The organism is Candidatus Melainabacteria bacterium RIFOXYA2_FULL_32_9, from assembly GCA_001784615.1.
Classification (GTDB): Bacteria; Cyanobacteriota; Vampirovibrionia; order Gastranaerophilales; family UBA9579; genus UBA9579.
The window spans coordinates 1-6,551 of sequence record MFRQ01000114.1; the positions used below are offsets into that span (position 1 = coordinate 1).

Consider the following 6,551-nt stretch of genomic DNA (forward strand, 5'->3'; position numbering starts at 1 on the left):
GATACAGCTATAATAAACGGAATTACTAAATTGAATAATAAGACGTGAAAACTTTTTGTTACCTACTTAATGTCTAAAACTAGTAAATAATCAGCAATAATTCAGTAGTTAATTACTATTTTAAAAATTTGTATCATTTTTTTAGGCTTTTACGAAATTCCATACATTTATATGATGAAAACCAGTAAAATAATTTATAGCATTAGTTTAATTGGTAAAATCTTGGGAGTATATGAGTGAAATCTATTTTTAGAATTTTATTAGTAATACTAATCATAAATATTTTACAAGTAACACCTGCTATAGCCGAACAAATGCAGCTGGTTGGACCTGTATTAGGGGGAATATCATCCAATTTTGGTTATAGATCCGATCCGTTTAGTGGAATTACCAAGTCCCATGACGGCATCGATATAGCTGCTCCATACGGATCACCTATTTATGCTGTGCAGGATGGCTATGTAACTAAAAGTGGCTGGCGTGGCGGTTATGGTATTGCTATTACAATTGACCATTACTACCCTGATATTCCTGGCATGCCAAGAATTCAGACTACATATGGCCATAATTCATATAATTATGTAAAAGTTGGTGATTACATAAGAAGAGGTCAGGTAATTGGTCTTGTAGGTTCAACAGGAAGATCAACCGGACCACACCTGCATTTTGAAGTTACATATAAAGGAAGGCCCTATCCTCCTATTGACTATTTAACAAAGTTACCATCTTATGTAGCTTATGTAGATCAATATAGAGCAAGGACCCAATATTCATCAAATCAATTTAGTGGCCACGGACAAATGAATAGTTATAAATAATCTATATATTATAATCTTAAACGGAGTTATGTTTATAACTCCGTTTAGTACTTACTATTCTTTTTTAAAATAATACTCAGGATAAGTTATTATCATCATATAAATAAATATAAAAGTTGGCCAAAGCTGTAATATAAGCCTGTGTAAAGAAGTCTCGGCATGCCAACTAAGATTATAAGGCGTAATTATATAAATAAATGTGTATCCAATTAACATAAATATGAATAGTAAAAATGAGAACAATATATTTAATCTGTCTTCTTTCTCTATTTTTATTCCTATAACAATCGAATAAGCTATTATTAATAACGGACTTACAATTCCCTGACTAAATTCTAGAATTTTGTGTTTAAAAATGTCAGTTAATTGTGCATATCTGGAAAAATCCAGTAATTTATCAGAGATACTCTGATAAGTAAGATTAGAAAATATATCATTAGCAGGTGCTACTTGTAACTTAAAGTACATAACTATTAGCAATACGGGCATAAGCCCAAGTGTGAACCACATTAATTCCCGAAATAGAACTTTATAGCCTTTAATAGGAATACACACTAATAATCGTGCAATAATTAAACAAACTAAAAATAAAAATCCTTCATTTTTTGTCCAAATAGCAAGTCCGGACATTACTCCTGCCAGCAATAAGAAATAATATTTTTCTGAAACAAACCTATCCTGCAAATAAAATAAAACTATAGTTGCCAGAAAGAAAAAGCTTATTGGAATATCTGCGCATTGAGTAACTCCTTCAGCTATGAATAATAGTGAGCTTAAGAGTATCATACCTGACAATAATCCCTGCACCTTACTACGAAGTAGAGACAATGAAGAAAAAAGTAATAATACTGTAAAAAATGTAAATAATAATTGTATAAGTACAGGTATAATCTGCGTTTCACTACCGACGAAATTCCAGCAACGAGCAATGAATGCAGGCAGTAAAATTGGATAATCAGGATGAGACCAATCAATTAAATTTGAAAAAGTATTTATAAAAGATTCCCCACCTCTAAAGATAAAACGGGCACGCATATTCCATATAGCCCACCCATCCCAGTTTCCATATGGATTATTCATAGAGTTAATCAGAAAAAAGGCAATAGCTAAAATGAAAGACGCCAAAAATGTAAGGAATAAAGGTATCTGATAAATCCGGTATTTAAAACTTGAAAAGAATAAATTTATGTTTAAATTCTTTTTACGAACTTTATAAACAAGAAATACTGACAAAAATACAGCTAAAACGGACTCTACAAAAATAAAACTTCTAATAAAGTCATTAAAAAACATCAATAAAACAAAATATAAACAGGAAGAAAGCCCAATACCTAATCCTACAGATAAAGATAATTTTAATAAGAAGTCAGAAAATACTGAGGATTTATCTCTCCAAAATAAATTAATCAGAAAAAATCCTGATAGAATGGGTAAAAGTAGTACTAGTAATAGCTTAAATATCATTGGCTTTTCTTTCGAAGTAAAATGACACCACCGCCAAAATCTTTAATAATTTCAAATCCATTATTCAAACAAATATTACGATAATTGACTGACCTAAAATTCCCTATAAAAATTTCATTATTAGACTTATTTGAGATTATTAAAGGATTAAGAGCAAATTGAGTCAAAAAATAATCCATATTATCTGACTTATAACTATCAGAAATGTAACCAACCACACTTCCTGGAGGCAAAAAACTTTTTACTGGCGAAAAATGCTTTTCAAAAAAAATTATATCTTGTTTTCCTGAAATAGAAGGATTATGCTTTATTATATTTATGAAATATAAAATGTTTAAACGTACAGAAGAAACAGCAATCGATAGTACAAATATACTTATTAATACTAGATGAATCCGTCTAACAGTGCATATAGCTCTTATCTTTAACATAACATTATTAGTAATTTCTCTGATAACTTAACTCAATTCTATTATTGTAATTAAATTGCTATAAAAAATTCTATTTTCGATTTACTATAAGTTAGAAAATTCGGTGTTTAACCAAATAAAATTTTTAAAATTTTTATTTATGTTTGATAATATATTATTAATGTGAGAATAGCTACAGGTCAATTAAAAATGAATGAACACAGACAAAATAAAAAAGGTTTCTGCTCAATAGCAATAATTTTATTCTTAGCCTTTGTCTTGGCTGGCATCGCTTCAGGATTACTATACCTCAATAATTTGCCACCAATTTCTGAATTGCAAAATTATCAACCAACCCTTGCTTCACAAATTGTCTCAAGTGATGGGGTAGTAATAAAAACCTTTGGTTCATACAAATATAAAAAAGTACAAATCAGACAAATACCGGATAACTTAAAAAAAGCCATTATTGCAACAGAAGATAAAAACTTCTATATTCATAAAGGATTTGACCCAATAGCGCTCATTAGATCCACAATTTCAAACCTTATGGCTAGAAGGGTTGTTCAAGGAGCTAGTACAATAACTCAACAGCTTGCAAGAATACTTTTTCTGTCTACGGAAAAAACCATGGATAGAAAGATTAAAGAGTTAATAATCGCATATAGGCTTGAAAAAACACTGCCTAAAGATGAAATCCTCGAAATGTACCTAAATAACGTTTATCTTGGTGAAGGGGCTTATGGAGTTTCAGCTGCTGCTGAAATTTATTTTAATAAAAAAATAGAAGACCTAACTCTACCTGAAGCTGCGTTAATTGCAGGATTACCACAAGCACCATCAGCTTATTCTCCATACCAAAGTATGGAAAAAGCCAAAGCCAGAAGAGCTATGGTGTTGGAAAGAATGTTTAAAATGGGGTGTATAACTGAAGAAGAAGCAGAAAAAGCTAACAAAGCTCCAATAAAAATTAATAAGTCTCATAGGCCATATGCTTTAAATAAAGCTCCATATTTTGTTGATCTGGTAATGAAAGAACTAAGAGACAAAGCAGGGCTAACAGAAGAAGAAATTATTCATGGTGGTTATAAAATTTACACCACACTAAAGTATAAATATCAAAGTGTTGCAGACGAAAGAGTAGGAGAGAATATGTCAAGATGGGGATTGAAAAAGCCCTATCAACAAGTCGCACTCCTTTCTTTTGATGTAGTAACAGGTAGAATTCTTGCATATATAGGTGGTAAGGATTATTATTCCAGCCAATTTGATAGGGTTTCGCTTGCAGTCAGACAACCCGGTTCATCATTTAAGGTTTTTGTCTATGCAGCAGCTATTGAGAGAGGCTTAAATCCTAAATCAATTTATACTGATGCGCCTGTAAGTATAGGTAACTGGAGTCCTCGAAATTATGCTGGCAGATATAGAGGCAGAATTCCTTTATACCAAGCTTTAGCTTACTCATCCAACTCAATTGCAGCAAGACTTATAAAGGAAGTTGGCGTTGATAGCGTTATTAGCATGGCAAGAAGGCTTGGGATTAATACATATCTTGCACATGATCCTACTATTGCCCTTGGTTCTAATGGAGTAAAACTAATTGAAATGTCAACTGCTTATGGAGCGCTTGCCAACGGTGGTGTAAAAGTCGAACCATATGGTGTTGAAAGAGTGGAAACTCCAAATGGACGCACTATTTATCAAGCAGGCAGTAACTATAAAAGAGTTTTAGACACTAAAACAGCCGCTTACATGGTTGAAATGATGGAACAAGTCGTTAAAATGGGAACCGGTAGGGCTGCAAATATTGACAGACCTGCTGCAGGAAAAACGGGAACCACAGATAGTTATAAAGATGCCTGGTTTATAGGATTTACTCCTAATGTGGTTACAGGGATATGGATTGGAAATGATAATAACACTTCTAATCATGGAGTCACTGGAGGAACTGTACCTGCAATCATTTGGGGGCAATATATGCGTGTTGTAGAAGCCAATAATCCTATTATGGGCTTCCTATACCCTGAAATAACTATTAATGATAAAGATAAATTAAATGCAAAATCTCTTGAAAATGATGATATTGTAAATGAAGAAGGACTGTCAGCTAATGAGACAAGTACCCAGGAAACACCAAAAGAAACTGAAATAATGCAACAAACAGAGTCAAGTAATAAACAGAATAATCAGCCTCCTATTCCAAAACCCTTAAATGCTCCTGTTCCAGAGCCTGAATATACCCCACCGGTTCCTCCATTGCCTGATCATCACGCTCCTGCTGGTAATGCGGGCTTCTAAAAATTAAGTTTTGTAAACTTTAAAAAAAAATCAAAAAAATAGGCAATTTTTCATCTCTAAATCCGTTTATATAAATAGGGGTAAAAAATCAAACAAGTAATACTGGGATTATTAATTAATAAAGGAGATGGGTTATGGCAAGAGTTTTAATTTCAATGACTGATGAATTTTTAGGCACAATTGATGAAATCGCTGAAAAAGAGCAAAGAAGTAGAAGCGAATTAATCAGAGAAGCATTAAGAACATATATGTATAAAACTAGAAGAACCAGAGACTTAGCATACGATGCAAGAAATGCTTCAATCTTAGAACTACTTTTATAAAAAATTTTTTTGGCAATTTTTCAATCTTTGATACCAATTAACCTTTAACTCTAACTCTTAATTTTAAAATTTATCATAGGGAGACAAACAATAGTTTGTCTCTTCTTTTTTAGGTGATATTATCACCTAACTTAAGTCATCAACTGTAGTCTTCGAAACAGATAGACTTAATTTAAATCTATCTGTTTACGATGTACTACTATTTTTTTGCATGACTAAAAGTATAAATTTAAAATTCACCAAAAGTATTATTTTTATGAAATAAATTATCAATTTTATCACTATAAGATATTGGTCTTTTGTTTATTATAAAAATTGCAAATATGCCATAAACTTTATACAGATGTAGATAAATTTATCTTTAAAAAACATATTAAATACTACGTGCGTGTAAAAAGCCATCAAGCAGGAGGGAGAAGTTATGAATATGGGGCAAAAATACGCGGATGGAATCTATAATTCCAACATATTGGAATTTAGAAACATATCCAAAGATATTCTCCCATGGCTTGAAAAAATAGCTATAGAGAATAACTGTCGGATCGAGAAAAAAGAATGGAGAAGTAAATATAATAGTTATGTAGTTTACGACTATGAACCATTTTGCTCAGACGGATTTGAAATTAGCGTAACTATTTCATCCACAAACAAAAATTACTTAAAATTCATCAAGTACCTATATGAAAACAAGTTAAAAACGATAGAATACCTAAAAAGCTGTCTTGCTAGCTAATTCGGCAATTTAGGGCATATTTTCTGATAACAGCAATCATTACAATTCTGTAGTGATTCTTGAGTAATAGTAAAATTTTGAGAAAGAATTTTATCTGCTGTATTTAGTACTAAATTTTTTACCAAATCAATATATACATTACTCACGTCAACACTTGTTTTCTGATTGGTTTTCAAAAAATACAAACTTAGTTTTGCAGGGATTAAATCAAGATAATCCCTGCAAACTAGTGCATATAAGTTTAATTGAAGATCATCTTGAGGCAGATTTCTTATATTGCCAGTTTTATAATCAATAATTTCTACTTTGTCATTATCCAACCTATCTACTCTATCTATATATCCGCAGATAATAATATCATCAAGTGGAAAACTAAAGCTTTTTTCTAGATAAATAGCATTTCCCATCTCACTAAGAAGCTGTTTTGTTAAAAACATTTTTTGAGGGAAATCCTTATCATAGCTATCCTTACAATATTTTCTGCTGTTAAAGTTAATATTTCAAA

The 6,551-nt window shown here is 31.4% G+C and carries 7 protein-coding genes; 4 read left to right on the forward strand and 3 right to left on the reverse strand.

Features of this window, described 5'->3' with window-relative positions; genetic code table 11:
• Nucleotides 1-236 precede the first annotated feature (236 nt).
• Nucleotides 237-818: a hypothetical protein gene (locus tag A2255_01510; protein ID OGI18203.1), complete on the forward strand. Its 582-nt coding sequence runs from the start codon at nt 237-239 to the stop codon at nt 816-818.
• A gap of 54 nt (nt 819-872) precedes the next feature.
• Here the strand turns inward: A2255_01510 and A2255_01515 are convergent, their stop codons facing one another.
• On the reverse strand, nt 873-2,282 hold the full coding sequence (locus tag A2255_01515; GenBank protein OGI18204.1) for a hypothetical protein: 1,410 nt from the start codon (nt 2,280-2,282) through the stop codon (nt 873-875).
• Complete coding sequence (locus A2255_01520; protein ID OGI18205.1) at nt 2,279-2,713, reverse strand: hypothetical protein; 435 nt, start codon at nt 2,711-2,713, stop codon at nt 2,279-2,281. Before A2255_01520 ends, A2255_01515 begins: the two co-directional genes overlap by 4 nt.
• Before the next feature lie 189 nt (nt 2,714-2,902).
• Here A2255_01520 and A2255_01525 point away from each other — a divergent pair, with 189 nt between their 5' ends.
• From A2255_01525 to A2255_01535, 3 genes are all read left to right on the forward strand, one after another.
• The gene (locus A2255_01525) at nt 2,903-4,990 is read left to right on the forward strand and encodes a hypothetical protein (protein ID OGI18206.1); all 2,088 of its coding nucleotides are present in this window, start codon (nt 2,903-2,905) and stop codon (nt 4,988-4,990) included.
• 134 nt (nt 4,991-5,124) lie between these two features.
• Entirely contained in the window at nt 5,125-5,313 is a 189-nt protein-coding gene (locus tag A2255_01530; protein ID OGI18207.1) for a hypothetical protein, read from the forward strand.
• A 421-nt stretch (nt 5,314-5,734) separates the two neighbouring features.
• Nucleotides 5,735-6,046, forward strand: a complete 312-nt coding sequence (locus tag A2255_01535) for a hypothetical protein (GenBank protein OGI18208.1) — start codon at nt 5,735-5,737, stop codon at nt 6,044-6,046.
• On the opposite strand, the gene A2255_01540 is transcribed toward A2255_01535, so the two are convergent.
• Nucleotides 6,043-6,483 carry a hypothetical protein gene (locus A2255_01540; GenBank protein OGI18209.1) on the reverse strand — a complete coding sequence of 147 codons (441 nt, stop codon included), beginning with the start codon at nt 6,481-6,483 and terminating at the stop codon, nt 6,043-6,045. The two genes, A2255_01535 and A2255_01540, sit on opposite strands and share 4 nt — an antisense overlap.
• Nucleotides 6,484-6,551: the final 68 nt, after the last annotated feature.